Origin of the sequence: Neobacillus solisequens (assembly GCF_051233465.1) — a bacterium.
Lineage (GTDB): Bacteria > Bacillota > Bacilli > Bacillales > Cytobacillaceae > Neobacillus.
Genome location: NZ_JBKFGJ010000004.1, coordinates 232585 through 258681, shown reverse-complemented (window position 1 = coordinate 258681; position 26097 = coordinate 232585). Strand labels below are relative to the sequence as shown.

The following is a 26097-nucleotide window of genomic DNA, read 5'->3' as shown; positions in this document are numbered from 1 at the left end:
TTCTTCATTTTTTTCTTCGCTGTTCATAACAGTATCAATCGACAAAAGAGGAAATCCCACTGATTGATAAATATCTGAAATAATAGAGGCATATTTATGCTTTAGTGTCATCGCTTCTGGTTCATTACGCGTGGTGATTAAAACCTTGTTTCCATTTACTGTTGGTACCTGTTCATTTAAGAGCTTTTGTAAAGGAGGTGAAATACCATCAATTTGTTGTATGCAATAGCTCCAGTACTCTAAAAGTAATTCAGGCGTAAACCCTTGTTGGCTAACGTTCATTTCATACGTCACTGTGGCAATATTAGAAAAAGCCCTCTCCAACTGCGTCGTAAACCGAGTGAAAATATGAAAAGGCAGTATTTTTTCAAACAAAAAATGAAAATGCCATTTACGGGATTTCTTCTCGACTAATAATCTTTCTATTTGTGCATTGTTAAAATGCATAACAACAGCATCCTCAATCATTTGCAGCTGCTGGAGCAAGAGTTGGAATCGCTCTTTTTTGCCTAAGGCATCTTCGCTCATCGGACCCTCTCCCATCTATCATAAATCTCTTTTTCTTTATTCTCATCAAAAAGTAATTATATCACATGATAACAAAATGATTCGTCTTTCTTCGACAGAAAACTTCATCCAATTCTAGAAATAAAAAAAGAAGGCGCACCAAAAGTATACCTTTTAGAATCCCTTCATTTGTGCAAAGTTCTTTAAATTAGTCTATTGATTTCCGCTCCTGGCTCTTCGCTTTCCACGGGCGTTCCGAGGAGACTCCGTACTCTCGTAGGAATCTCCGTACCTTCCGCTCCTAACCACAGATTAATAAAAATAGTTATACTTTATACAAAAAAACTGACCCAAAAAGTCGTCCATACGCTCTTTGAGTCAGCCCTTTAAACTCTCTATTTTAAGAAAAATCTTTGGATGTCATTCCATGTTACAACAAGCATGAGCAACATTAATAGAGCAAAGCCAATAAAGTGAACCATTCCTTCTTTTTGACGATCAACGGGTTTTCCTCTAACAGCCTCCACGGCAAAAAACATTAATCTTCCGCCATCAAGTGCTGGTATCGGCAATAAATTCATGATTCCTAAATTGATACTCAAAATGCCGGCCCATTTCATTAGGTAGAAAATGCCTGACTTTGCTACTTCATCAGTAGAAACATAAATTCCTACAGGCCCTGATAGCGCATTAATTGAAAATTGACCGGTAACTAATTTACCAAGCATAACAAAAATTTGTTTTGTCCAAAAATAGGTTTCTTTTGCACCTGTGGTAATTGCTTGAATTGGAGATTTCTCAACAGGACTGTACACTCCAATTAGACCTATTTTTTTTCCTTCTACTACTTTTTCCTGTGGCGTTACTTGAATTTCCTTTTCTTTTCCACCTCGAATAATGGAAAAGTCAAGTTTTTGATTTGGATTTTTGCGAATGATTTCGACCACATCCGACCAAGATGTGATTTCGGAACCACTAATGCTTTGGATGACATCTCCCTTTTTCAGCCCTGCTGACATCGCAGCCCCATCAGGAGTAATTTCTCCCAATTTCGCTTCATTGGTTGGTACACCCTGAAGCAGCGCAATTAAAACAAAAACCACAAAGGCAAGGACAAAATTCATCATGGGACCTGCAAAAATCGCCAAAAATCGTTGCCACAGCGTTTTTGACGCAAATTGCCGGTCAAGCGGGGCGATTTGAGACTCAACACCATTTTCTACGATTACGGCAGTTTGTTGTATAGGAAAAACTTGTAAACTTTCTTCCTCATCATCCGGATACCCTTTGATGATAAGATCTTTTTCAATGTCGGCATATTCCACTTCAACAATCCGACAATTAGGAAATTTTTCCTTGTTATTCAGTATGATCTTATTTACTTTCTGATCCTTATCGAATAATATCCCAATTCGATGCCCTGGTTTAATTTCAACCATTTCAGGATCTTCGCCTGCCATTCGAACAAAACCGCCAATCGGCAATAAGCGAATTGTATAGGTTGTTTCACCCTTCTTATGTGAAAATACCTTTGGCCCCATACCAATCGCGAACTCTCGACAGAGAATTCCTGCTCTTTTCGCGAAGATAAAATGTCCTAATTCATGAAAGAAGACGAGAGCTCCAAAAATCACAATAAAGGCAATAACTGTAGTCAAATAAAAAACCACCTTTTTTTATAGAAGTGAGTGAACATACTGTCTCGTTTCCTTATCAACCTCTTGGATGATATCCAAGCTCGGGTGCTCTACAATTTGATGAGAGTATAACGCTTTTTCAATTAAATCTTCAATCTGCAAGAAACGGATTTTACCTTTCAAAAAAGCATCAACAGCTATTTCATTAGCTGCATTTAACACAGTAGGCAAGGTCCCGCCTTTTTTCCCTGCTTCAAATGCAAACTTCAGGCATCTAAATCTTTCTTGGTCCATTTCCTGAAAATGCAGTTTACCTACAGCAGCTAAATTTAACCGATTACTTGAAGTGAGCGGCAATCTATCAGGGTATGTTAAGGCAAATTGAATGGGAACCCGCATGTCTGGTGTGCCTAGTTGTGCAATAATACTGCTGTCATGAAACTCAACCATAGAGTGAATTATACTCTCCTTATGAAGTAAGACATCAATCTTTTCATAAGGCATGTCAAACAACCAATGTGCCTCAATAACTTCCAGGCCTTTATTCATCATAGATGCGGAATCAATTGTAATCTTCGCACCCATTGACCAGTTTGGATGATTAAGCGCCTCTTTAACAGTAACGTGTTCTAGATCCTTTCGGGAACGGTCGCGAAAGCTGCCACCCGATGCTGTCAAGATTAACCGTTCTATATTCTTTTCCTTTTCACCTTGTAATGCCTGAAATATGGCAGAATGCTCACTATCAACTGGCAAAAGAGGAACATTATTTTTCTTGGCCGCTTCCATTACTAAATGTCCAGCAGTGACTAACGTTTCTTTGTTGGCAATCGCTATCGTTTTTCCAGATTCAATTGCTTGTAAAGTGGGATTTAATCCAATGCTGCCTAGTACAGCATTAACCAGAATATCTGACTTTTTAAATACTGCCACTTCAATAAGACCTTCTAGCCCATAAGTAAACACTGTTTGAGGAAATTCTGATTTTAATGTTTGGCGATCGCAATCATCCTGAACAGATACAAGCTCTGGTTTGAATTCGGTAATAATTTTTCGGGATAATTCAATATTTTTTCCAACTGACATAGCAGCCAATTTAAATTCAGTTGGGTGTTCCCGAATAATGTCCAAGGTCTGTGTGCCAATGGAGCCGGTAGCCCCAAGTAAACTAATTTGTTTCACTAACTCGTCAACTCCTATAAAGAAAAGCCTTTAGGCTTAATGCCACAAATGAAAAAAGTGTAATAATGGCCATACAAATAAAAGACTGTCGAAACGATCCAGAATTCCACCGTGCCCCGGTAAAATTTTCCCTGAATCCTTTACATTAAAATGACGTTTGTATGCTGATTGTACGAGGTCACCAATTTGTCCAAAAACAGAAAGGACCATAGTAACTCCTAATAGTGTAATGAAACCTGCATCGATTTTTGAAAAGTGTGCAAATAAGGCTGCAACAACTAATGAACAAACTACACCGCCAATGAATCCTTCTACGGTTTTATTAGGGCTAATTTCCGGCCATAATTTGTTTTTCCCCATTGCTTTACCGATAAAATAAGCACCTGAGTCGGTAGCCCAAATAATAAATAAGGAATAGAAAATATAAACAAGACCGGCTTCACGGGTTTCCATAAAGAAATAAAAACCGATTCCAACATAAACGGCTGACATAATCGAAAAAGCGGCATCCTCAAAATGAAACCGGTTTTTTGTAATAACCGTATACGTTAACATAAGTAGAATAAACGCAATTCCCAATTCTGTTTTTGAGTAATAAAAGTCATCTAGAATTTCATGGTATCGTCCTGGAAAAAGAATGACCCACAAAAATAAAAATGATAATAACCCATTTACGGAAAAGACATTTATTTTTTTCATTCTTAATAGTTCATATAAACCTACAGTTGCAAGAAGGTAGGTTAACAAAACAAAAGGAAATTTCCCATAAAAAACAATGGGTAAAAATAATGCTGCTGCTACAACTGCTGTAATGATTCTTTGCTTCATCTAAATTTTCAACACCTTTTAATTTCGGTAATAATTAGATCCCGCCAAACCGGCGCTGTCGTTTTTGATAGACATCAATGGCTTCAAGCAAATGCCCCTCACTGAAATCAGGCCATAATACATCGGTAAACCAAAATTCTGAATAGGCCAATTGCCATAGCATAAAGTTGCTAAGACGTATTTCACCGCTAGTTCGGATTAATAAATCAGGATCCTTAAAATTGGCTGTCATTAAATATGAAGAAAAAACATCTTCATTTAAGTCTGTTTCCTTCAGTATACCACTATTATGGTCATTTAAGACTTTTTTAACAGCATCAAGAATCTCGGCCCTGCTTCCATAATTTAAGGCAAAATTCAAGACTAGTCCGTCATTATCTTTTGTTTGCTCCATCGCCTTTTCAATCGCTCTACGTGTATGTCCCGGCAATTGATCTTGATAACCCATCATTTTCACTTGAACATTATTCTCAATTAATTCAGGAAGAAAAGTTCCTAAAAACTCTTCTGGAAGTTTCATAATATAATCTACTTCGTTTTTGGGCCTTTTCCAGTTTTCTGTAGAAAATGCATATAAGGTAAGTGTCTTAATTCCAAGATTATTCGCCAACATGGTTGTTTTACGGACAATCTTCATTCCTTCATGATGACCTGCTACACGAGGAAGTGCCCGTTTTTTTGCCCACCTACCGTTCCCATCCATAATGATAGCGACATGCTCCGGTACTGGCAATTTTTTTATTTCTTCTATTTTATCTCGGAGTGTGGAAGAGTTATTTTGGTTCTTCCAAAGCCTAATTTTATTTAACATAACATTGCTCCTCCAATAAATTTATCATTTCCTCCGATAAAAATTATGTACAAAGGGTTAAACTTGCTTATATCATACCAAAAAAGAAAAAATATATCTCTTTAAAACAATTTATGTAATGTTACAGAAATTAAGAATAATATTAGGAAACTTTCAGCAACACGAGAATAAATGCTCAAAATAGTGAAAAAAACCCCCTAAAAAAGAGGGTCTGTAATGGATTAGACTTCCATAATTTCTTTTTCTTTTTCTTTTGTAATTTGATCAATTTTATTAATATGATCATCTGTAAGCTTTTGAATATCATCAGAGTACCCACGATGTGCATCTTCGGTAATTTCACCATTTTTCTCAAGCTTTTTTAACTCATCGTTGGCATCACGGCGAATATTACGAATCGCAACTTTTGCTTCTTCTGATTCTTTCTTCACCAATTTAACTAGTTCTTTACGGCGCTCCTCTGTTAATTGAGGGATGGTAATCCTAATGACAGAGCCGTCATTTGTAGGATTTAACCCTAAATCAGACTTTAGAATGGCCTTTTCAATATCATTTAGAATGGTTTTGTCGTAAGGTTGAATGACAAGTAATCTTGCTTCAGGAGTTGAAATGCCGGCCATTTGATTTATCGGGGTAGGTGCACCATAATAATCAACCGTTATTCTGTCCAATAAAGAAGCACTTGCTCTTCCGGCACGGATGCTGGCCAATTCACGAGAGTAAGCTTGAATTCCTTTTGCCATTCTTTCTTTTGCAGAATCGATGACTTGTTTTGCCATTATTATTTCCCCCTAACAATAGTTCCAATTTTTTCGCCCATTACAGCTCTTTTAATATTTCCTTGCTCCATAATCGAGAATACAATTAATGGTATATCGTTGTCCATACATAAGGAGGATGCTGTGGAATCCATAACAGCCAGACCACCCTTAATAACATCCAAGAATGATAAATCATCATATTTTTTTGCATTAGCATCAATACGTGGATCTGCGGAATAAACACCATCAACATTATTTTTTGCCATTAATATGACTTCTGCATCAATTTCAGCCGCTCTTAGTGCTGCAGTAGTATCTGTTGAGAAATAAGGATTTCCAGTTCCTGCCGCAAAAATAACTACGCGTTTCTTTTCTAAGTGGCGGATAGCACGACGTCTAATATATGGCTCTGCAACCTGACGCATTTCGATAGAGGTTTGGACCCTTGATTCAATTCCTAATTGTTCAAGGCTATCTTGAAGTGCTAAGGAATTCATGACAGTTGCCAGCATGCCCATATAATCAGCTGTTGCCCTGTCCATACCCATTTCACTACCGATTTTTCCACGCCAAATATTACCACCGCCAACAACAACTGCTACTTCAACTCCAAGTTCAGCAATTTCCTTAACTTGAATCGCAATTGATTTGATTACAGAAGGTTTAATCCCAAAGCCCTCATCACCGGCAAGCGCCTCTCCACTTAATTTTAAAACAACGCGTTTGTACTTAGGACCGCTCATATAAACCTCCGTATGTAGTAATAATATTTTTCCTTTTAAAAATAGGGAACACATTCGTGTTCCCTATTCATTTCTTATGTTTAAATTTAAACCAATGGTATGGATAAATTATTTGTTTTTAACTTGGTTCATTACTTCTTCAGCAAAGTTATCTTCGCGCTTTTCGATACCTTCCCCTACTTCGTAACGAATGAACTCACGAATAGTTGCGCCTTTTGATTCAACAAACTGGCGAACCTTTTGGTCAGGGTTTTTAACAAATGCTTGGTCAAGAACACAAACATCTTCAAAGTATTTGCCAAGACGGCCTTCAACCATTTTAGCTACAATATTTTCTGGCTTGCCTTCATTTAAAGCTTGTTGAGTTAATACTTCACGCTCATGTTCTACTTCTTCAGCAGATACTTGGTCACGTGAAACATATTTTGGATTTAATGCTGCAATATGCATAGAAATATCTTTAGCTGCGTCCCCATCTGTTGTACCTTCAAGCACTGTTAAAACAGAGATACGGCCACCCATGTGTAGGTAAGCACCGAATGCATCATTATCAGACTTAGATACGATAACAAAACGGCGAAGTGTTAATTTCTCTCCGATTTTTGCAACAGCTGCATTAATGTGTTCTTCTACTTTTGCACCATTTTCCATTGTTTGTGATAATGCTTCTTCAACGGATGCAGGTTTGTTTTTTAGAAGGTGAGCTCCAAGTTCTTTAACCAACACTTGGAATCCTTCGTTTTTAGCAACGAAATCTGTTTCAGAGTTAACTTCAAAGATAACAGCATCGTTTCCTTCTGTAGCAATAGAAGTTAAACCTTCAGCAGCAATACGGTCTGCTTTCTTAGCAGCCTTTGCAATTCCTTTTTCACGAAGGAAGTCGATTGCTTTATCCATATCACCGTTTGTTTCTGTAAGTGCTTTTTTACAATCCATCATTCCAGCACCGGTTTTTTCACGTAATTCTTTTACCATTTGAGCAGTAATAGCCATAAGTCATTTCCTCCTTAAATTTACTATGTATCCCTATCATAGCCAATGATGTTCAAGAAAAAACTTTTCTTGATTCATATTCTTAAAAAAAGGTGATAAAGGGTCTCCCTCTTATCACCTTTTTAATCTTACCTACATTTCAATTAAGCTTCTACAGCTACTTCTTCACCTTGTTTAGCTTCGAGAATAGCATCAGCCATTTTACCAGTTAAAAGTTTAACAGCACGGATTGCATCATCGTTTGCAGGAATTACAACATCAATTTCGTCTGGATCGCAGTTTGTATCAACGATACCAACGATAGGAATGTTTAATTTCTTTGCTTCAGCAACTGCAATACGCTCTTTGCGAGGGTCAATGATGAATAATGCATCTGGAAGCTGTTTCATATCTTTAATTCCGCCTAAGAACTTTTCAAGGCGTTCTTGTTCTTTCTTTAATTGAACAACTTCTTTTTTAGGTAATACTTCAAAAGTGCCATCTTCAGACATTCTTTCAATTTCTTTTAAACGTCCAATACGCTTTTGAATGGTTTCGAAGTTTGTTAATGTACCACCTAACCAACGTTGGTTTACATAGTACATACCTGAACGAATTGCTTCTTCTTTAACGGAATCTTGAGCTTGCTTCTTAGTACCAACGAAAAGCATAGTTCCTCCGTTTGCAGCTAGATCCTTTACCCAGTTGTATGCTTCTTCAACCTTTTTAACAGTCTTTTGAAGGTCGATGATATAGATGCCGTTACGCTCTGTGAAAATGTATTTTTTCATTTTTGGGTTCCAACGGCGAGTTTGGTGTCCGAAGTGTACACCAGCTTCAAGCAATTGCTTCATTGAAATTACTGACATGATTATTCCTCCTAGTGGTTTTGTTTTCCTCCGCCTATTTCATTTTTAGACAGAAACTGTTTTTGAACAGCACCATCTGCCTAAATCAATAAGCGTGTGTAATAACACCATGAAATAATATAGCATAGTCAAAATAAACAATCAAGGATAACTTATAAAAAAATCCCCGACTAGGTCGGAGATCTTTATATATATTAGTGTGATTTTAATTTTTCAAGCTCAACAAGAAATTTATCGTTAAGAACTTTGATATAAGTTCCTTTCATTCCAAGAGAGCGAGATTCGATTACCCCAGCACTTTCTAGTTTTCTTAAGGCGTTAACAATAACAGAGCGGGTAATCCCTACTCGGTCAGCAATTTTTGAAGCAACCAACAATCCTTCATGACCGTTTAGTTCTTCGAAAATATGTTCAATGGCTTCAAGTTCACTATAAGATAAAGAGCTAATGGCCATTTGAACAACCGCTTTACTTCTAGCTTCCTCTTCAATTTCTTCGGATTTCTCACGTAAAATCTCCATACCAACAACAGTTGAACCATACTCAGCAAGGATTAAATCATCATCATGGAACTTCTCGTGTAATCTTGCCAAAATCAATGTTCCAAGTCTTTCTCCACCGCCAATAATTGGAACAATCGTTGTTAAACCTTCGCGGAATAATTCTTTGTTTTCAACTGGAAAAGCAGTATATTCACTGTCCACATCAAGGTTTGGAGATGTTTCTTTAATATTAAATAAGCTATTTGTATACTCTTCAGGGAATTGAAGATCTTCAAACATTTTTTTCATACGATCATTTTCAATTTGCTGAAAAATAGATAACCCAAGAAGCTTACCACGGCGACTTACAATATATATATTAGCTTCAATTGTTTCGCTTAAAGTTTCGGCCATTTCTTTAAAGTTTACTGGTTTGCCTGCTGATTTTTGTAATAACACATTAATTCTTCTAGTTTTTGTAAGTAAATCCATCTGTTTCTTCCTCCTAAATAACTACAACCATTATTAAATTTTAATTGTAAAGCTTTTATTACCATGTATTAGGCGATAAAAGGTTAGACCCTCTTAAAGGATGTATTGGCTTAAATCCTTGTTCTTTGAGATAGCTCCAAGCTTTTCGTCAACGTATTGCGGAGTGATCACGATTTTATCCATCGTTATATCCGGTGCTTCAAAAGATAGATCCTCCAAAAGTTTTTCCAAAATAGTATGGAGACGTCTAGCCCCAATATTATCGGTATTTTGGTTCACTTCATAGGCCACTTCAGCGATTCTACGAATAGCATCGTCAGAAAATTCAATTTGTATACCTTCTGTTTCCAATAATGCTTGATATTGCTTAATTAAAGCATTATCGGGTTCAATTAATATCCTAAAGAAATCCTCAACAGTTAGCTTTGTCAATTCCACACGAATCGGAAAACGACCTTGTAATTCCGGTATTAAATCTGAAGGCTTCGCCATATGGAAAGCACCCGCAGCAATAAATAATACGTGATCCGTTTTAACTGGTCCATATTTTGTAACAACGGTAGAACCTTCTACAACCGGCAATATATCACGCTGTACCCCTTCACGGGAAACATCTGCGCTAGATCCACCGGTATTTTTGCTGGCAATTTTATCGATTTCATCGATAAAAATAATCCCTGCTTGCTCAGCTCGATAAATGGCCTCGCTCGTTACTTCATCCATATCGATCAGTTTGGAAGCCTCTTCATTAGTCAGGACCTTTCTAGCTTCGCGAACCGTTAATTTTCGCTTCTTACGCTTTTTAGGCATAAAGCTACTGAGAGCGTCCTGCATATTCATGCCCATCTGTTCAATACCCGATCCTTGGAGCATATCGAACATAGAAGGAGATTGTTCCTCTACTTCAATGGTAACAACCTGGTCTTCTAACTCTCCTTTTGCAAGTTGCTCTTTGACCATTTGCCGCTTTTCCTTCACGGAATAATCAACATCCTGCACTTCAGGCTCAGCTGACTGATTGCCTCCGCCAAACAGCATTTCAAGTGGGTTTTTATATGTTGATGATTTTTTGGCAGTTGGCACCAATAATTCAACTAATCTGCTATTAGCATTTTCTTCAGCACGTTCTTTTACACTTTGCATACGTTCTTCTTTTACAAGTCTAACTGAAGTTTCTGCCAAGTCACGAACCATCGACTCAACATCACGGCCAACATAGCCAACCTCGGTAAATTTAGTCGCTTCTACCTTAATAAAAGGTGCGCCGACAATCTTAGCGATTCTTCTTGCAATTTCGGTTTTACCAACGCCAGTCGGTCCTATCATTAGAATATTTTTGGGAATAATCTCATCTCTTAGCTTCTCGTTTAACAAGCCTCTTCGATAACGGTTTCTAAGTGCGACGGCAACAGCCTTTTTTGCATCTTTCTGCCCAATTATAAATTGGTCCAGTCTCTCAACAATTTTACGGGGGGTTAAATTGGTCGTTTTAGCCATCTTTATTGCTCCTTCCCGTTATAACTCTTCAACGATAATGTTTTGATTTGTATACACACATATTTCCGCAGCAATTTCTAATGATGCCTTGGCAATTTCCTTAGCAGTTAAATGTTCCCCAGCATACCTTTTTAAAGATCTCCCGGCTGAAAGCGCAAAATTCCCGCCAGAACCGATTGCGATAATTCCATCATCAGGTTCAATCACTTCTCCGGTGCCTGAAACCAGGAGTAAGATTTCGCGATCCATTACAATTAACATCGCTTCTAATTTCCTCAGAACTTTATCGCTACGCCATTCTTTTGCTAGTTCAACTGCCGCCCGTTGAAGATTTCCGTTGAATTCCTCTAACTTACCTTCAAACAATTCAAATAGTGTAAAAGCATCAGCAACTGAACCGGCAAAACCGGCCAATACTTTTCCATTAAATATCTTTCTGACTTTTCTTGCAGTGTGTTTCATCACAACTGCATTACCAAAGGTTACTTGGCCATCTCCAGACATAGCGCATTCACCTTTATGATGGATGGCAAAAATAGTGGTTGCATGAAATTGGTCCATTTGCATGAACCTCCTTTATGGAGTTTTTTCCTTTTACCGATCTATTATATGTACCTAAAAAATCGTTTTGAATATTGTTTAGCTGCAGGTGATGGTTTCAATGATAAATTCTTTTCGGCAACTTACTACAAACATGTTGGTAATGGGTCAATTGAATTTTGCGTAATACCGGCTTATTTGTAAATACCTTGATCATAAGTTTAATAAAACATTCACAATTGCCAACTTATTGTACTCGCAAGGGCTACTAAATAGTATCACAATTCAATAACCCTTGCAATAAATTTTACAAAACCTTCACAAAGTTCTGAATTGTTTCTAAAGCTCTGTTTGCATGTTGTAAATTTCGTTCCTGTTTACCTTTAATTCTTACAGGCAATTCAGGAAATAAGCCAAAGTTTGCGTTCATTGGTTGGAAACTTTTAGGGTTTGCAGTGGTAATATATTTAGCCATGCTTCCTATGGATGTTTCTGCAGGAAATTCTACTGTGTCTAACCCTTGAACAAATCGTGCTGCGTTAATCCCAGCAATTAACCCGCTGGCGGCAGATTCGACATACCCTTCCACACCTGTCATTTGTCCGGCAAAAAATAAATCCTCTTTCTCCCGGAATTGATAGGTCGCTTTTAAAACCTTTGGAGAATTGATAAACGTATTTCTGTGCATCACACCATAACGAATGATTTCAGCATTCTCAAGCCCCGGTATTAATTGAAGTACTTCTTTTTGCGGACCCCACTTTAAATGTGTCTGAAAACCGACAATATTATAAAGGGTTCCTGCTGCATCATCCTGACGTAGCTGAACAACGGCAAAAGGTCGTTTTCCTGTTTTAGGATCTTCAAGTCCCACTGGTTTAAGCGGACCGAAAAGCATCGTTTTCTTTCCTCTTGAGGCCATAACTTCAATTGGCATACATCCCTCAAAGAAGATTTCTTTTTCAAATTCTTTTAATGGGACGGTTTCCGCGCTGACAAGTGCCTCATAAAACCGATTGAATTCCTCTTCAGTCATGGGACAGTTAAGATACGCGGCTTCTCCTTTATCATAGCGAGATTTTAAATATACTTTTTCCATATTTATGCTCTCTTTTTCAATAATGGGAGCAGCAGCATCATAAAAATATAAATAGTCTTCACCAGTAAGATCCTTAAGCTTTGCAGACAAGTTTGGACTTGTCAAAGGACCGGTTGCAATGATCGTCGTACCTTCGGGTATCTCTGTTACTTCCTCATTAATAACTGTAACATTTTCATGATTCTTTACCATTTCGGTCACTTTGGCAGCAAATTCATGACGGTCAACAGCCAAAGCTCCCCCAGCAGGAACTGAACAAGCATCTGCAGCAGATATAATGACAGAGTCTAGTTTTCTCATTTCTTCCTTTAAAACACCTACTGCATTTGTCAAAGTGTTTGCCCTTAAGGAATTACTGCAAACTAATTCAGCAAATTGATCAGTATGGTGTGCAGGAGTTTGTTTTACCGGGCGCATTTCATATAGACGCACTTTGATTCCACGTTTGGCAATTTGCCATGCTGCTTCACTACCTGCTAAACCAGCACCTATTACATTTATTGTTAAATCTTTCACTTTTATACCTCCTGATTTTCAAACATAAAACAAAAAATTATCCTATGTATACCTTTCCCACATTTGAGTCCATTTTGCATTTTACTATATGAAGCGTGAATAAAAAAGCTTTAAGTTTTGACAGATAAATGAAAATTAAAGAACAATTATAAAATTTCCATACATTTTGGATATCTATTATGATCCCAAATGAAAAGAGTGGTACGAGTCCACTCTTAACTTTGTTGCTCTTCCTTATAATCACATGAAACACACTGTACCTGAACGCCTTTTTTCAACTTCTTCTCAACTAGAAGTCCATCACATTTAGGACAAGGTCTTGGTAGTGGCTTATCCCATGAAATGAAATCACATTCAGGGTATCGGCTACATCCATAGAAAATTCGTTTTTTCTTACTTTTACGTTCAACAATTGTTCCTTCTTTACAAGTAGGACAGGTAACCCCAATTTCTTTGACAATTGGTTTTGTGTTTCGGCATTCTGGAAAATTGCTGCACGCCATAAACTTACCGTACCGCCCTAGTTTGAACACCATCGGACTGCCACAATTCTCACAATCCTCACCAGCTGGCTCGTCTTTAATTTCGACTTTTTGCATTTCCTGCTCTGCTTTGTCCAAACTAATTTTAAATTCTTTATAGAATTCATCAATAAGTTGAACCCAATGGAGTTTACCATCCTCAATATTATCTAATCCCTGCTCCAATTTTGCAGTAAATTCCGCATTTACAATTTCCGGGAAAAACTCAACCATTGATTCATGAACGATTTCACCAAGTTCAGTTGGAACAAATCGCTTATTATCAAGGGCTACATAGCCTCGCTTTTGAATCGTATCCAATGTAGGAGCATAGGTGGATGGACGGCCAATCCCCAACTCCTCTAGCGTCTTTACAAGCCTTGCTTCCGTATATCTCGGCGGCGGTTGGGTGAAATGCTGTTTGGGTTCAATATCTTTTTTAAAAACCTCATCGCCTTCATTTAAATCCGGAAGCATTTTATTGGTTTCATCCACTTGGTCATCTGACCCTTCAACATAAAGCTTCATAAAACCTGGAAATTTAACTTTTGAACCGGTTGCACGAAAAACCGCTTTTCCATTTTGTAAATCAACACTCATTGTATCCATCACAGCCTGAGCCATTTGGCTTGCTAAAAAACGTTCCCAAATCAATTTATAAAGTCTTAATTGATCCCTAGATAGAAACTCCTTCAAACTATTAGGATCTCTGAAAGTGCTCGAAGGGCGTACTGCTTCATGTGCATCCTGTGTGTTTGCCTGTTTCTTTTCCTTTTGTGGCTCATTTCGCAAAAATTGAGCACCGTACTCTGAAGTTATATATTCAGCAGCTTCCTTTTGTGCAACCTCGGAAATTCTGGTTGAATCTGTTCTCATATACGTAATCAGACCCACGATTCCTTCTTTGCCAAGCTCAATTCCCTCATAAAGCTGCTGCGCTAGCATCATAGTCTTTTTGGCTCGGAAATTAAGTTTTCGTGCTGCTTCCTGCTGTAATGATGACGTCGTAAATGGAGGAGCGGGATTTCTTTTTCGCTCCTTTTTTGAAACAGAAATCACTTTAAATGTATTGCCTTTCATTTCACGTAAAATACTTTCCACGTCTTGTTCCGATTTTAACTCATGTTTTTCATGATTTATTAACGAATGGAAAGAAGCATTAAATTGTTCTGTCCCTTTTAAAAACTGCCCATCAATGGTCCAGTACTCTTCTGGGATAAAAGCCTTAATTTCATTTTCTCTGTCAATGATTAAGCGGACCGCTACCGATTGAACCCTGCCGGCACTGAGACCTTTTTTTACCTTTTTCCAAAGTATTGGGCTGATATTATAGCCCACAAGTCGGTCCAAAATTCTTCGTGCCTGTTGGGCATCTACCAAATCCATGTTGATTGCCCGCGGAGTCTTAAAAGAATCTTTAATGGCATCCTTTGTAATTTCGTTAAAAACTACGCGGCAATCTGACGATGTATCCACATCAAGACTATGTGCTAAATGCCAAGCGATTGCTTCCCCTTCGCGATCAGGGTCAGCTGCCAGATAAACTTTTTTTGCTTTTTTGGCTGCTGTTTTTAATTCTTTTAGGACCGGACCTTTTCCGCGAATGGTTATATATTTTGGCTGGAAACCATTATCAACATCTACACCCGTTTGACTACGAGGCAAATCTATTACATGGCCCATCGAAGCTTTAACCTTATATTTCTTTCCTAAATACCGTTCAATGGTTTTAGCCTTAGCCGGTGATTCCACGATTACAAGATAATCCGACATAAAAATCCTCCTTAAGAGGGAAGTATGTAGCACCAGAATGTTGTTTAGAAAGACAATATCCAAAATGCTTAACAAGAAAGTTTTCTAAATTACATTAATGACAACTTATCCTTAAAAAATACTTTACAAAACTTCCATATCCCATATTTTTCAATTCTATATTATTATCCATCTTATTTTACCAGTTTTTATATATTCTTTTTTTCGAACATCTGTTGGAAAATGTAATACATATTAGAAATAATTTCAACCTTTTTATGTTAATTTTTCGTTTTTTATTCAAAAAAACAGTATATTTTCCTATTTTCATCACTATTAGTTAGAGTTTTATCTAATTTCTTCTAAAATATCCTCTGCCCCAGTTACAAGTTTAGCGCCTTGTTGAATTAGCTCATTCGCACCGTTAGAATTCGGGTTGAAAATGCTTCCTGGGAGCGAAAAAACATCCCGCCCCTCATTCACCGCATAATTCGCTGTTATTAAGGACCCGCTTTTTCGTTTAGCTTCTATTATAAATGTACCTTTTGATAAACCGCTAATAATTCGATTTCGAGCAGGAAAATGCCATCTTTGCGGCTTCGTATCCGGCGGGTACTCGGAGACAATCAGCTGTGTTTTCATCATCTCTAACGCAAGATTGATATTCTCCCTAGGATATATATGATATAGCCCTCCTGCTATTACCGCAATGGTTTTCCCATGATTTTTCATGGCGTATTCGTGTGCGAGCGTATCGACTCCTTTTGCCAACCCACTCACTATCAGAACATCATTTTTAATCAATTCCGGAAAAATATGACGAATGGCATTTATTCCATATTGGGTGACTTGTCGCGATCCTACTACGGCAAGTTTTGGATTGGCTGCTAATAGTGATAGATCTCCCTTAGCAAAAAGTGCCCATGGAGGTTGATAAATTTCTTTCAAATGTTGGGGATATTCTTGATCGAATATCGTTACTACAGAGATCTGGTTGTTTTTATACTGGCGAATTTGGTCACGGATTGTTTCAGGATGGAAGAATAATGAGGGTTGAAGGATAGGAGTTTGAGGTGAGGTGTTCATTATATCATAAAAATCACTATCAGTCTCAAGTGGATTAAAAGAATCTAAGGAAGGGTCTTGCTTCAAGATTTGAAAAACCATTTTCCAAGTGGAATTGGGATAGTGAAGTAAGGCAATTAATTTTTCTTTAAATACTTCCATATGGATACCTCCAAAAATTGATATAAAGAAATAGTCCCCCACTCTTAATGAGGGACTATTATGTTAAACAAGGTGATTTTTTAATGAGTTTTACACTTTTCGTAAAGGCCTTTTTCTTTTAACACTTCAATTAATGTCTCACCCATGACAGAAGGAGTTTCAGCTACTTTAATACCGCACTCGTTCATAACACGGATCTTTTCGTCTGCTGTGCCTTTTCCGCCTGAAATAATGGCACCAGCATGGCCCATACGTTTTCCTGGAGGTGCTGTTCGGCCGCCGATAAATCCGACAACAGGCTTAGTCATATTGGCCTTAATCCATTGTGCCGCTTCTTCCTCAGCCGTTCCGCCAATTTCGCCGATCATGATAACAGCATAGGTTTCTGGATCTTCATTAAATGCTTTAAGAACATCAATAAAGTTTGTACCGTTGACTGGGTCTCCACCTATTCCAACCGCAGTTGTTTGACCTACTCCCGCTTGAGTTAATTGATGGACAGCCTCATAGGTTAACGTACCAGAACGGGAAACAACTCCAACATGTCCTTTTGTATGAATATATCCAGGCATAATACCGATTTTACATTCATCAGGAGTAATTACTCCAGGACAGTTTGGACCCACTAAACGAGTCTTTTTGCCTTCCATGTAACGTTTTACCTTCACCATATCCAATACAGGAATATGCTCGGTAATACAAATAACTAAATCTAATTCAGCATCAACCGCTTCAATAATTGAATCGGCAGCAAACGGTGCCGGTACATAGATAACAGAAGCATTTGCACCTGTAGTATCAACCGCTTCTTTTAGCGTATTAAATACAGGTACTCCTTCCACTTCTTGTCCGCCTTTACCAGGAGAAGTTCCTCCTACGATTTGAGTACCATATTCTAGCATTTGTTTTGTATGGAAGCGGGCTGTACCGCCTGTAATCCCTTGTACGATAACCTTCGTATCTTTATTAATAAAAACGCTCACGTTAATTCCCCTTTCTTCGATCCTATTTCACTAATGAAACGATTTTTTGTGCACCATCAGCCATTGATTCCGCTGCAATAATGTTTAAACCGGACTCAGAAAGAATCTTCTTACCCAAGTCAACATTAGTACCTTCTAAACGAACAACAAGCGGAATACTTAAGCCAACTTGTTTAGCTGCTTCCACGACACCCTCAGCAATAACATCACATTTCATGATACCACCAAAGATATTGACAAAAATTCCTTTTACATTAGGATCAGAAAGGATAATTTTGAATGCTTCAGTAACCTTTTCTGCTGTAGCACCGCCCCCAACATCAAGGAAGTTAGCCGGTTCGCCGCCATAATGCTTAACAATGTCCATAGTAGCCATTGCTAATCCGGCGCCGTTAACCATACAGCCGATATTTCCATCTAAAGCAATATAGCTCAAATCATATTTAGATGCTTCGATTTCTTTTGGATCTTCTTCTTCAAGATCACGGTATTCAAGGACATCTTTTTGACGGTATAAAGCATTAGAATCAAAGTTTAATTTGGCATCTAAAGCCATAACTTTTCCATCACCTGTTACAACTAATGGGTTAATTTCAGCAATGGAACAATCTTTTTCAATATATGCATTGTAAAGACCAGTCATAAACTTCACAGCTTGATTGACTAGTTCTTTTGGAATGTTGATATTGAAAGCTAGTCTACGAGCTTGATATGGCATTAAACCAAGTACAGGGTCGATTTCTTCTTTAAATATTTTCTCAGGAGTTTTAGCTGCTACTTCTTCAATTTCTGTACCGCCTTCTTCAGAACCCATTAACACAACACGGGAAGTAGCGCGGTCTAATACTAAACCAACATAGTATTCCTTTTTAATATCGCAGCCTTCTTCAATTAAGAGGCGCTTTACTTCCTTACCTTCAGGACCTGTTTGGTGAGTAACCAATGTTTTTCCTAAAATCTCACTGGCATATGTACGAACTTCATCAAGATTTTTTGCCACTTTAACACCGCCGGCTTTCCCCCTGCCGCCTGCGTGAATTTGTGCTTTTACAACACAAACTTGTGTACCTAATTCTTTTGCTGCTTCAACCGCTTCTTCAACAGTAAAAGCCACTTTCCCGTTTGGAACCATTACCCCATATTTTCTGAGGATTTCTTTCCCCTGATACTCATGGATATTCATTTCCCATCCTCCTAATCGAACTTTTCAAAAAACTGACTCCGTTTTCATTTTATATAATGACTCAAGCCTTGTCCACCAATAAGCATAAAAATTATATTATCTTTATATTTGGTAATTTTTAACCCTATTAAATATAGATTCTTTTACCACAATCGTTATTTCATCATAATAAAAAGCAGGTCTTCACCTGCTTGTCTTTTATCCTTAATTCACTTGTGTTTCATTTAGAAATTCAAATAGATTCGGTTCAACAAGTTCCTTGATTGGTGCAAATGTTTTCCGATGATGAAGAGTAATACCGTATTTTTCTATTGCTGCAATATGGTCCTTTGTACCATAGCCCATGTGCTGCCCAAATCCATAATAGGGGTATTCTTTTCCTAACTCCTTCATCCATTGATCACGGGCAACTTTGGCCACAATAGAAGCAGCTGCTATCGATATACTTTTTGCATCGCCCTTTATAATTGATTCAGACGGAAAAGGTGTCTCTAGCCTCATCGCATCAATTAATAAATAATCAGGATGAGGATGCAAGGCCGAGATTGCTGTTTTCATTGCCTTTTTAGTTGCTTCATAAATGTTAATTTCATCAATTTCTTGTGCCGAAATCATAGCAACACTTAACGAAAGGGCTTCTTTTCTGATCATTTCATCGAATTCTAAGCGCTTTTTTTCAGAAAGCTTTTTAGAGTCATCAATCCCAGGTAGAAAAAATTGTTCCGGCAAGATCACCGCTGCAGCAACCACTGGTCCAGCAAGAGGGCCTCTCCCTACTTCATCAATGCCAGCAATTAGTTGAAAACCCTGTGATCGAAATTTGGACTCATAGTGACTCATTTCACGAAATTTCTCAAGAAGCTCTTTCTCGTGCCCACGTTTCTTCCGCCACTTGTTCAGGCTTTGTTGGACGCCTTTTCGTTCATCCAAGGAAAGCTCCCGAATAAACGGGTCATGTTCATCCATTATTTCAACTAATTTTTCTTCGATTTGTGATATTGATAATTTATTCATATTGATCACCTAAACAAATAATGAGGATGTCCCCAAAGTTTAACTTTAAGGCTACCCCCATTATGCATCGTCCTTTATAATAGTCTGTTGATTTTAGCTCCAATCAACAGAATGGAAAAGCAAAACCCAATAACGTTCATTATGGTCAGAACTTAATCGTTTTCGTTTTTATCAAGGATATCTTTTGGTCTTTCAAATGAAAGTGGACCAAATTTCTCAGAACGAATTTCTCTTATAACAAGTTCTGCTACTTTGTCATAATCTACTAATCCGCCGCCCGCCAAACAGCCTCTCAATTTACCGATATGATCAAATAGTTCAACAACGTCATCCGGTACTTCAGTGAATTTATAGCGCTCTTTAAGACGCTCTGGATATTCCCGCTCTAAAAACCTTAAAGAGTAAATCGTCAGCTCCTGTAAATTTAACAGAGTATCCTTAATAGCTCCTGTAATGGCTAATTTCATTCCAACCTCTTGGTCTTCAAACTTTGGCCAAAGAATCCCCGGAGTATCCAGCAATTCCATTTCCTTAGCAACTTTTATCCATTGTTGGGATTTTGTCACCCCAGGAGTATTACCGGTTTTGGCAATATTTTTTTTGGCTAGTCGATTGATTAATGTCGATTTTCCCGCATTGGGGATTCCAACAATCATGGCACGAATTGCTCTCGGCTTGACGCCTTTTGCTCTTAACCGGTCGAATTTTTCCTTCAGGATTTCTTGAGACGCCCTGACAATATCCTTCATTCCTTCGCCTGCTTGGGCATTTACCGCCAATGCTTTAATTCCTTTTTCTGCAAAAAAGGCAATCCATTCCTTGGTTACCTCTTTATCAGCCATATCGGCTTTATTTAATAAAACCAAACGTGGCTTATGCTGAATAATTTCATCAATCATTGGGTTCCTTGAAGAATAGGGAATTCTCGCATCTATTAATTCAAAAATAATATCTACTAACTTTAATTTCTCTGTGACCTCTCTGCGGGCCTTGGCCATATGACCAGGAAACCATTGAATCGTCAAAAAAGCCACCTCCTTTAAAAACTATACTTATTTCTTTGTCACGATATGGGCATCACTTAGCGGCCAATAAACAATGCTTGTCTTACCGATTACTTTACTCATAGGAATAGTTCCGATATGTCGGCTGTCTTTGCTAAAACGGCGGTTATCACCCATTACAAATAATTCGCCTTTTGGGACAGTAACTTGGCCAATTTTTTCTTTTAAGGTGAATGGTTCTGTTAGTGGACCATCCTCTACTTGTTTTTTATACTCATCGAGATATGGCTCTTTATAGGCTTTGCCATTTACATACAAAGTATCATTTTTATATTCAATCTTATCACCCGGGAGACCAATGACCCTCTTTATATAGTCTTTTTGCTCTGGTGCATGAAAAACAATGATATCAAATCGATGCGGTTCGCCTACTTTATAGGATAATTTGTTTACAATCATCCGATCTTGATCTTTAAGGGTCGGCATCATGGACAATCCGTCAACCACAATGGGTGCAAATAAGAAATAACGAATGACCCCAGCCAGTATCACAGCAATTAAAAGTGCCTTCGTCCATTCCCATAATTCATTTTTCTTTTTAGCCATATAATGTCCCCACCAATCCTACAAATAAATATCTTATTACGCTTATTTTACATAACTTATTCCTAATTAACACGATGGGATGTAGTTTTTTAATGAAACTTTAATATATCATGTAGAAAAACATAAACAAGTGTTGTGTTGTCACAGTACAGTTTCTGCTAGAACTATGTACAAAAAAAGAGCCTGCAGAGCAAGCTCTTTTTCCATATTATCGGATTTCTTTAATACGAGCTTTTTTACCACGAAGGTTACGTAGGTAGTAAAGTTTAGCACGGCGAACTTTACCGCGACGAATAACTTCAAGCTTCGCAATTTTTGGTGTGTGTACTGGGAAAGTACGCTCAACGCCTACTCCGTAAGAAACTTTGCGAACTGTGAAAGTTTCGCTGATTCCACCACCACGACGCTTAATCACAACACCTTCAAAAATCTGGATACGTTCACGAGTTCCCTCGATAACTTTTACGTGTACACGTACAGTATCACCAGGACGGAACGAAGGAAGGTCAGAACGAAGTTGTTCTTTAGTGATTTCTTCTATAATTTTATGCATCGTTTTCAACTCCTTCCAACAGATGCTCTTGCAGATATATTCCTATTATTGCAGCGGAACATCGTTATAAGACTTAAATCTGAACCGAGTCCAGTTCAAGTCACAAGAAGTATCATACCATAATTATTCCGGCATCGCAATATTACTGAATTCTTTTTTTACTTCATCCAGCCATTTTTTTTGTTCCGATGTAAGCTCGATTTTTTCAAGAAGGTCAGGCCGTCTCTTCAGAGTTCGACGCAAGGCTTCTTTATTACGCCATTCCTCAATCCATTTATGATTTCCTGATAACAATACATCAGGCACCTTCATGCCACGAAAATCAGCAGGTCTTGTATAGTGCGGATGCTCTAATAGACCTGTACTGAAAGAATCCTTTTGATGGGATTCCTCGTTTCCAAGGACCTCAGGCAACAGCCTGACAACGCTGTCAATGACAACCATTGCCCCAAGTTCACCACCCGTTAACACATAATCGCCGATCGAAATTTCGTCCGTTACTAAGTGTTCACGAATTCGTTCGTCATAGCCTTCATAATGCCCGCAGATAAAAATAAGATGGTCTTCTTTTGCTAAATCCTCTGCCATTTTCTGATTGTGTCGCTTTCCCTGCGGGCATAAAAGAATTACCCTTGGTTGCACTGTATCTGCTTTATCTATCAAATCTGAAACAGCATCAAAAATAGGCTGTGGTTTTAAGACCATTCCAGCACCACCGCCATAAGGATAATCATCAACAGATGCATGTTTATTATCGGCATACTCTCGAAAGTTGACAATATTATAGCTTACCGCTGATTTTTCAGATGCTTTATGTAAAATGGAATGCCCTAAAACACCGGTAAACATTTCAGGAAACAGTGTCAGCACATCAATTTTCATCATGAAAGTAACCCTTCCATCGGTTCAATTAAGATGACTTTCTCTCTGACATCCACCTTTTTTACTACCTCATCAATATAAGGTATTAAAATCTCTTTCCCGTTTTTTCCTTTGATTACCCAAACGTCATTTGCACCTGGAGTAAGAATCTCGGTGACTTTGCCAAGTTCTTCTCCACTTGTTGTCGCAACTAAACAGCCAATAATTTCATGGAAGTAGAATTCGTTTTCTTCTAGTTCAACAAGCTGTGATTCCGGAACTTTAAGAATTCCGTCACGAAAGGCTTCGACCAAGTTGATTTTTTCATATCCCTCAAATACCAAGAGGTTAAAATTTTTATGAGTACGATGACTCTTTACCGTTAATTCTACGGGAGTTTCTGATGTCGGTAAAAACAAAAACAATGTATTTCCCGGCTTGTATCGCTCTTCCGGAAAATCAGTTTTGGACACGACCCGAACTTCCCCTTTTACTCCATGGGTATTGACAATCTTACCTACATTAAACCATTTTTCCACTTTTTCACCTTCTATCTTATTTCCTCTATGATGCCGTCCTTCACAATAATCGTCGGGCGCAAATTGGTAGCATCCCACGAATCGCCTACTTTTACTTCAACGATGGCTTGAACTTCTTTTTCTTTTAATTCACTGCCTATTGGTAGGATATGTAATTGTTCGATTTGAAAATCAATCAGCTTTATTTTTTCTTTCCGATTTTGGATTTCTTTTTCAAAATGTTTTTTTAGTGTTGCCTGTTGAAAGGTTTTTGTTTTTTCTAGACGTTTCAGTTCAAAGTGCAACTGGTCACTTTCCTTTTGAAGCTGAAGTTTTTTATTGTGATATTCATCGAACAGCTTCTGCTTGCTATTTTCTGTTAATATTTGCTTCACCACTACAGTTTGAATAAGCTGCATAAGCTCGCCTCCTTCGTTCTTTTCATGCTTGTAGAACCGGGAACCTTCCTTGAGCTTTTTCTCCTGATAGCAAAAAAGGGAGGATCTATTATTCCTCCCTTTCTCTCGATGCAAAAAGCTATTCACCAATTTCCAGAAAAATTTTCTTTTGCTGTGATGATCCTGCTGCATAAACAACAGTCCTTATGGCCTTTGCAACACGCCCCTGTTTCCCAATTACTTTACCGATATCCGTTTTGTGAACGGTAAGCTGATAGGTGATTCGAGCATCATCTTCAGTCGTCTCCACACGAACATCTTCAGGAAAGTCAACAAGGGGCTTTACAATAGTTTCAATTAATTCTTTCATCGTGGTTTACGATTACTTGCTTAATTTTGCATTGTGGAATTTTTCCATAATGCCTTGTTTTGAGAACAAGTTACGAACCGTATCAGATGGCTTCGCACCATCTTTTAACCATTTAAGAGCTAATTCTTCATTGATTTCAACAATTGCTGGTTCAGCAACTGGATTGTAAGTTCCAACTGTTTCAATGAAACGTCCATCACGAGGAGAACGAGAATCTGCAACTACGATACGATAGAAAGGGGATTTATTAGCTCCCATACGTTTTAAACGAATTTTTACTGCCATTTTATATAGCACCTCCGAATAGTTTCACACAAGATAGTATAATATCAATTCTTAATTTATTTGTAAAGTGTTTTTTCTTTACATATTATTATTACCATTTTTTTCAAGCTTAAAACGGATTAAATGGGAATTTAAAGCCGCCTTTTTTCTTTACTTTTTGCTGCATGCCAGACATTTGTTTCATCATTTTTTTCATGTCTTCAAACTGTTTAATCAGACGGTTTACCTCGGAGACGTTGCGGCCGCTTCCTTTGGCAATCCGGCGTTTACGGTTTGAATTTAGGATTTCCGGGTGTAACTTTTCTTCTTTCGTCATCGACCGGATAATCGCCTCTACATGGGCAATTTGCTTTTCATCAATTTGCAGGTTGTTTAACCCTTTAATTTTGTTGGCACCTGGCATCATCTTGAGAATTTCATCAAGTGGTCCCAGCTTACGTACCTGCCCTAGCTGATCCAAAAAGTCATCCAGAGTAAATGAGGCTGTCCGCATTTTTTGCTCCAGCTCTCTTGCTTTTTCTTCATCAATACTTGATTGTGCTTTTTCAATCAATGTCAGAACATCACCCATACCTAAAATCCGTGATGCCATCCGTTCCGGGTGAAATGCTTCAAGTGCATCCATTTTCTCACCCATACCGACAAATTTAATCGGCTTCTCAGTGACTGCGCGGATTGATAAGGCTGCTCCACCCCTTGTATCTCCATCCAGTTTCGTTAAGATAACTCCTGTTACTCCGAGCTGCTCATTAAAGCTTTGAGCTACGTTAACGGCATCCTGTCCTGTCATCGCGTCAACAACGAGGAAGATTTCATCTGGTTTGGTTAATTCCTTGATGTCCTTCAGCTCATTCATTAATGCTTCATCAACATGCAGCCGGCCAGCAGTATCGATGAGAACATAATCATGATGTTCTTCTTTTGCCTTGGCAATTGCTTGTCTGGCTATTTCTACTGGACTTACTTGATCGCCCAGTGAAAAAACAGGCATGCTCAGTTGTTTTCCAAGTGTTTCCAACTGCTTAATTGCTGCAGGTCGGTATATATCAGCAGCAACTAATAATGGGTTGCGATTATGCTTTTTGCGAAGCAACAGCGCTAACTTACCGGTTGTTGTAGTTTTCCCTGCACCCTGTAATCCGACCATCATGATAACAGTCGGTGGACGGTTGGAAACAGCAATTTTACTTTGCTCTCCTCCCATTAAAGCAGTTAATTCTTCATTAACAATTTTAATAATCTGTTGTCCGGGAGTTAAGCTTTTTAGTACTTCCTGCCCAACGGCACGTTCACTGACTTTTTTTACAAAGTCTTTTACAACCTTGAAATTTACGTCCGCCTCTAATAACGCTAAACGGACCTCGCGCATCATTTCTTTTACATCCGCTTCGGAAACCTTACCTTTACCACGGATTTTTTGGATGGTGTTCTGCAGTCGGTCGGCTAATCCTTCAAATGCCATTTATGCCGCCTCCTAATCTAGATTCTCAAGCTCGGCAACAGCGTCGAGCATTGCCTGCTTTGAAGGGTTGTCCGCATTGATTAAATCTTTCAAATGCCTGATTAACCTTGAGCGATTTTGAAATTTTTGAAAAAGTAGAAGCTTTTCTTCATACTCCTCGAGCATGGCCTCTGTCCGTTTAATATTATCATAAACAGCCTGTCTGCTAACATCATATTCCTCTGCAATTTCCCCGAGTGAGTAATCATCTAAATAATAGAGAGACATATAGCTTTGCTGCTTCTCTGTTAACAACGAATTGTAAAAATCATAGAGATAATTCATTCGTGTTGTCTTTTCAAGCATGCCAAATCCCTCCCCATGTTAAGTGAAAAGCCTTTACAATGTAGTTTACCTAGTCTGACACAAACTGTCAAGGTAGTAT

The 26097-nt window shown here is 38.2% G+C and carries 28 protein-coding genes; all 28 read right to left on the bottom strand.

What is annotated here, in order from left to right; translation table 11 throughout:
• The coding region (locus ACI3K6_RS07050; protein WP_435554251.1) for a PolC-type DNA polymerase III N-terminal domain-containing protein at positions 1–528 on the bottom strand (528 nt) is incomplete at its 3' end.
• A 374-nt stretch (positions 529–902) separates the two neighbouring features.
• Positions 903–2165, bottom strand: a complete 1263-nt coding sequence (gene rseP / locus ACI3K6_RS07045; protein ID WP_435554250.1) for an RIP metalloprotease RseP — start codon at positions 2163–2165, stop codon at positions 903–905.
• A gap of 18 nt (positions 2166–2183) precedes the next feature.
• The gene (gene dxr, locus ACI3K6_RS07040) at positions 2184–3326 is read right to left on the bottom strand and encodes a 1-deoxy-D-xylulose-5-phosphate reductoisomerase (RefSeq protein WP_435554249.1); all 1143 of its coding nucleotides are present in this window, start codon (positions 3324–3326) and stop codon (positions 2184–2186) included.
• A 36-nt stretch (positions 3327–3362) separates the two neighbouring features.
• Positions 3363–4154, bottom strand: coding sequence for a phosphatidate cytidylyltransferase (locus ACI3K6_RS07035; RefSeq protein ID WP_435554248.1), 792 nt, complete (start codon positions 4152–4154; stop codon positions 3363–3365).
• A gap of 34 nt (positions 4155–4188) precedes the next feature.
• Complete coding sequence (locus ACI3K6_RS07030; RefSeq protein ID WP_435554247.1) at positions 4189–4965, bottom strand: isoprenyl transferase; 777 nt, start codon at positions 4963–4965, stop codon at positions 4189–4191.
• Positions 4966–5186: 221 nt separating this feature from the next.
• The gene (frr, locus tag ACI3K6_RS07025; protein ID WP_435554246.1) at positions 5187–5744 is read right to left on the bottom strand and encodes a ribosome recycling factor; all 558 of its coding nucleotides are present in this window, start codon (positions 5742–5744) and stop codon (positions 5187–5189) included.
• 2 nt (positions 5745–5746) lie between these two features.
• Positions 5747–6469 carry a UMP kinase gene (pyrH, locus tag ACI3K6_RS07020; protein ID WP_335477339.1) on the bottom strand — a complete coding sequence of 241 codons (723 nt, stop codon included), beginning with the start codon at positions 6467–6469 and terminating at the stop codon, positions 5747–5749.
• 108 nt (positions 6470–6577) lie between these two features.
• The gene (tsf, locus tag ACI3K6_RS07015; RefSeq protein ID WP_435554245.1) at positions 6578–7462 is read right to left on the bottom strand and encodes a translation elongation factor Ts; all 885 of its coding nucleotides are present in this window, start codon (positions 7460–7462) and stop codon (positions 6578–6580) included.
• 143 nt (positions 7463–7605) lie between these two features.
• The gene (gene rpsB, locus ACI3K6_RS07010) at positions 7606–8310 is read right to left on the bottom strand and encodes a 30S ribosomal protein S2 (protein ID WP_335477341.1); all 705 of its coding nucleotides are present in this window, start codon (positions 8308–8310) and stop codon (positions 7606–7608) included.
• Positions 8311–8504: 194 nt separating this feature from the next.
• Complete coding sequence (codY, locus tag ACI3K6_RS07005; protein ID WP_435554244.1) at positions 8505–9284, bottom strand: GTP-sensing pleiotropic transcriptional regulator CodY; 780 nt, start codon at positions 9282–9284, stop codon at positions 8505–8507.
• A gap of 93 nt (positions 9285–9377) precedes the next feature.
• Positions 9378–10781: an HslU--HslV peptidase ATPase subunit gene (hslU, locus tag ACI3K6_RS07000; protein WP_435554243.1), complete on the bottom strand. Its 1404-nt coding sequence runs from the start codon at positions 10779–10781 to the stop codon at positions 9378–9380.
• An 18-nt stretch (positions 10782–10799) separates the two neighbouring features.
• Positions 10800–11342: an ATP-dependent protease subunit HslV gene (gene hslV / locus ACI3K6_RS06995; RefSeq protein WP_335477344.1), complete on the bottom strand. Its 543-nt coding sequence runs from the start codon at positions 11340–11342 to the stop codon at positions 10800–10802.
• Positions 11343–11628: 286 nt separating this feature from the next.
• Positions 11629–12936, bottom strand: a complete 1308-nt coding sequence (gene trmFO, locus ACI3K6_RS06990; protein ID WP_435554242.1) for an FADH(2)-oxidizing methylenetetrahydrofolate--tRNA-(uracil(54)-C(5))-methyltransferase TrmFO — start codon at positions 12934–12936, stop codon at positions 11629–11631.
• Positions 12937–13151: 215 nt separating this feature from the next.
• Complete coding sequence (gene topA, locus ACI3K6_RS06985) at positions 13152–15230, bottom strand: type I DNA topoisomerase (RefSeq protein ID WP_435554241.1); 2079 nt, start codon at positions 15228–15230, stop codon at positions 13152–13154.
• Positions 15231–15557: 327 nt separating this feature from the next.
• Complete coding sequence (gene dprA / locus ACI3K6_RS06980; protein WP_435554240.1) at positions 15558–16436, bottom strand: DNA-processing protein DprA; 879 nt, start codon at positions 16434–16436, stop codon at positions 15558–15560.
• Positions 16437–16516: 80 nt separating this feature from the next.
• The gene (gene sucD, locus ACI3K6_RS06975; protein WP_335482212.1) at positions 16517–17419 is read right to left on the bottom strand and encodes a succinate--CoA ligase subunit alpha; all 903 of its coding nucleotides are present in this window, start codon (positions 17417–17419) and stop codon (positions 16517–16519) included.
• 22 nt (positions 17420–17441) lie between these two features.
• On the bottom strand, positions 17442–18602 hold the full coding sequence (sucC, locus tag ACI3K6_RS06970; RefSeq protein ID WP_335482214.1) for an ADP-forming succinate--CoA ligase subunit beta: 1161 nt from the start codon (positions 18600–18602) through the stop codon (positions 17442–17444).
• A gap of 204 nt (positions 18603–18806) precedes the next feature.
• On the bottom strand, positions 18807–19616 hold the full coding sequence (locus ACI3K6_RS06965; protein WP_435554239.1) for a ribonuclease HII: 810 nt from the start codon (positions 19614–19616) through the stop codon (positions 18807–18809).
• Between the two features lie 152 nt (positions 19617–19768).
• Positions 19769–20641: a ribosome biogenesis GTPase YlqF gene (ylqF, locus tag ACI3K6_RS06960; protein WP_435554238.1), complete on the bottom strand. Its 873-nt coding sequence runs from the start codon at positions 20639–20641 to the stop codon at positions 19769–19771.
• Between the two features lie 27 nt (positions 20642–20668).
• Positions 20669–21226, bottom strand: a complete 558-nt coding sequence (gene lepB, locus ACI3K6_RS06955; RefSeq protein WP_335482220.1) for a signal peptidase I — start codon at positions 21224–21226, stop codon at positions 20669–20671.
• A 208-nt stretch (positions 21227–21434) separates the two neighbouring features.
• Positions 21435–21779 (bottom strand): 50S ribosomal protein L19, encoded by a 345-nt coding sequence (gene rplS, locus ACI3K6_RS06950; RefSeq protein ID WP_435554237.1) that lies wholly within the window; start codon positions 21777–21779, stop codon positions 21435–21437.
• Positions 21780–21902: 123 nt separating this feature from the next.
• Positions 21903–22661, bottom strand: a complete 759-nt coding sequence (gene trmD / locus ACI3K6_RS06945) for a tRNA (guanosine(37)-N1)-methyltransferase TrmD (protein ID WP_335482228.1) — start codon at positions 22659–22661, stop codon at positions 21903–21905.
• The gene (gene rimM / locus ACI3K6_RS06940; protein ID WP_435554236.1) at positions 22661–23179 is read right to left on the bottom strand and encodes a ribosome maturation factor RimM; all 519 of its coding nucleotides are present in this window, start codon (positions 23177–23179) and stop codon (positions 22661–22663) included. Before rimM ends, trmD begins: the two co-directional genes overlap by 1 nt.
• 11 nt (positions 23180–23190) lie before the next feature.
• The gene (locus ACI3K6_RS06935) at positions 23191–23577 is read right to left on the bottom strand and encodes a YlqD family protein (RefSeq protein ID WP_435554235.1); all 387 of its coding nucleotides are present in this window, start codon (positions 23575–23577) and stop codon (positions 23191–23193) included.
• 118 nt (positions 23578–23695) lie between these two features.
• Positions 23696–23926, bottom strand: a complete 231-nt coding sequence (locus ACI3K6_RS06930; protein WP_335475618.1) for a KH domain-containing protein — start codon at positions 23924–23926, stop codon at positions 23696–23698.
• Between the two features lie 12 nt (positions 23927–23938).
• Positions 23939–24211 (bottom strand): 30S ribosomal protein S16, encoded by a 273-nt coding sequence (gene rpsP, locus ACI3K6_RS06925; protein ID WP_335475620.1) that lies wholly within the window; start codon positions 24209–24211, stop codon positions 23939–23941.
• A 109-nt stretch (positions 24212–24320) separates the two neighbouring features.
• The gene (gene ffh, locus ACI3K6_RS06920; protein WP_335475622.1) at positions 24321–25673 is read right to left on the bottom strand and encodes a signal recognition particle protein; all 1353 of its coding nucleotides are present in this window, start codon (positions 25671–25673) and stop codon (positions 24321–24323) included.
• Between the two features lie 12 nt (positions 25674–25685).
• Positions 25686–26018, bottom strand: a complete 333-nt coding sequence (locus tag ACI3K6_RS06915; protein WP_335475624.1) for a putative DNA-binding protein — start codon at positions 26016–26018, stop codon at positions 25686–25688.
• Between the last annotated feature and the right edge of the window lie 79 nt (positions 26019–26097).

What these genes read in the sequence shown, in the direction of transcription:
- ACI3K6_RS07035 (WP_435554248.1), bottom strand. Translation starts at nt 4,154, where the DNA reads ATGAAGCAAAGAATCATTACAGCAGTTGTAGCAGCAGCATTATTTTTA.
- ACI3K6_RS07030 (WP_435554247.1), bottom strand. Translation starts at nt 4,965, where the DNA reads ATGTTAAATAAAATTAGGCTTTGGAAGAACCAAAATAACTCTTCCACA.
- frr (WP_435554246.1), bottom strand. Translation starts at nt 5,744, where the DNA reads ATGGCAAAACAAGTCATCGATTCTGCAAAAGAAAGAATGGCAAAAGGA.
- pyrH (WP_335477339.1), bottom strand. Translation starts at nt 6,469, where the DNA reads ATGAGCGGTCCTAAGTACAAACGCGTTGTTTTAAAATTAAGTGGAGAG.
- tsf (WP_435554245.1), bottom strand. Translation starts at nt 7,462, where the DNA reads ATGGCTATTACTGCTCAAATGGTAAAAGAATTACGTGAAAAAACCGGT.
- rpsB (WP_335477341.1), bottom strand. Translation starts at nt 8,310, where the DNA reads ATGTCAGTAATTTCAATGAAGCAATTGCTTGAAGCTGGTGTACACTTC.
- codY (WP_435554244.1), bottom strand. Translation starts at nt 9,284, where the DNA reads ATGGATTTACTTACAAAAACTAGAAGAATTAATGTGTTATTACAAAAA.
- hslU (WP_435554243.1), bottom strand. Translation starts at nt 10,781, where the DNA reads ATGGCTAAAACGACCAATTTAACCCCCCGTAAAATTGTTGAGAGACTG.
- hslV (WP_335477344.1), bottom strand. Translation starts at nt 11,342, where the DNA reads ATGGACCAATTTCATGCAACCACTATTTTTGCCATCCATCATAAAGGT.
- topA (WP_435554241.1), bottom strand. Translation starts at nt 15,230, where the DNA reads ATGTCGGATTATCTTGTAATCGTGGAATCACCGGCTAAGGCTAAAACC.
- dprA (WP_435554240.1), bottom strand. Translation starts at nt 16,436, where the DNA reads ATGGAAGTATTTAAAGAAAAATTAATTGCCTTACTTCACTATCCCAAT.
- sucC (WP_335482214.1), bottom strand. Translation starts at nt 18,602, where the DNA reads ATGAATATCCATGAGTATCAGGGGAAAGAAATCCTCAGAAAATATGGG.
- ACI3K6_RS06965 (WP_435554239.1), bottom strand. Translation starts at nt 19,616, where the DNA reads ATGAATAAATTATCAATATCACAAATCGAAGAAAAATTAGTTGAAATA.
- lepB (WP_335482220.1), bottom strand. Translation starts at nt 21,226, where the DNA reads ATGGCTAAAAAGAAAAATGAATTATGGGAATGGACGAAGGCACTTTTA.
- rplS (WP_435554237.1), bottom strand. Translation starts at nt 21,779, where the DNA reads ATGCATAAAATTATAGAAGAAATCACTAAAGAACAACTTCGTTCTGAC.
- trmD (WP_335482228.1), bottom strand. Translation starts at nt 22,661, where the DNA reads ATGAAAATTGATGTGCTGACACTGTTTCCTGAAATGTTTACCGGTGTT.
- ACI3K6_RS06935 (WP_435554235.1), bottom strand. Translation starts at nt 23,577, where the DNA reads ATGCAGCTTATTCAAACTGTAGTGGTGAAGCAAATATTAACAGAAAAT.
- ACI3K6_RS06930 (WP_335475618.1), bottom strand. Translation starts at nt 23,926, where the DNA reads ATGAAAGAATTAATTGAAACTATTGTAAAGCCCCTTGTTGACTTTCCT.
- rpsP (WP_335475620.1), bottom strand. Translation starts at nt 24,211, where the DNA reads ATGGCAGTAAAAATTCGTTTAAAACGTATGGGAGCTAATAAATCCCCT.
- ffh (WP_335475622.1), bottom strand. Translation starts at nt 25,673, where the DNA reads ATGGCATTTGAAGGATTAGCCGACCGACTGCAGAACACCATCCAAAAA.
- ACI3K6_RS06915 (WP_335475624.1), bottom strand. Translation starts at nt 26,018, where the DNA reads ATGCTTGAAAAGACAACACGAATGAATTATCTCTATGATTTTTACAAT.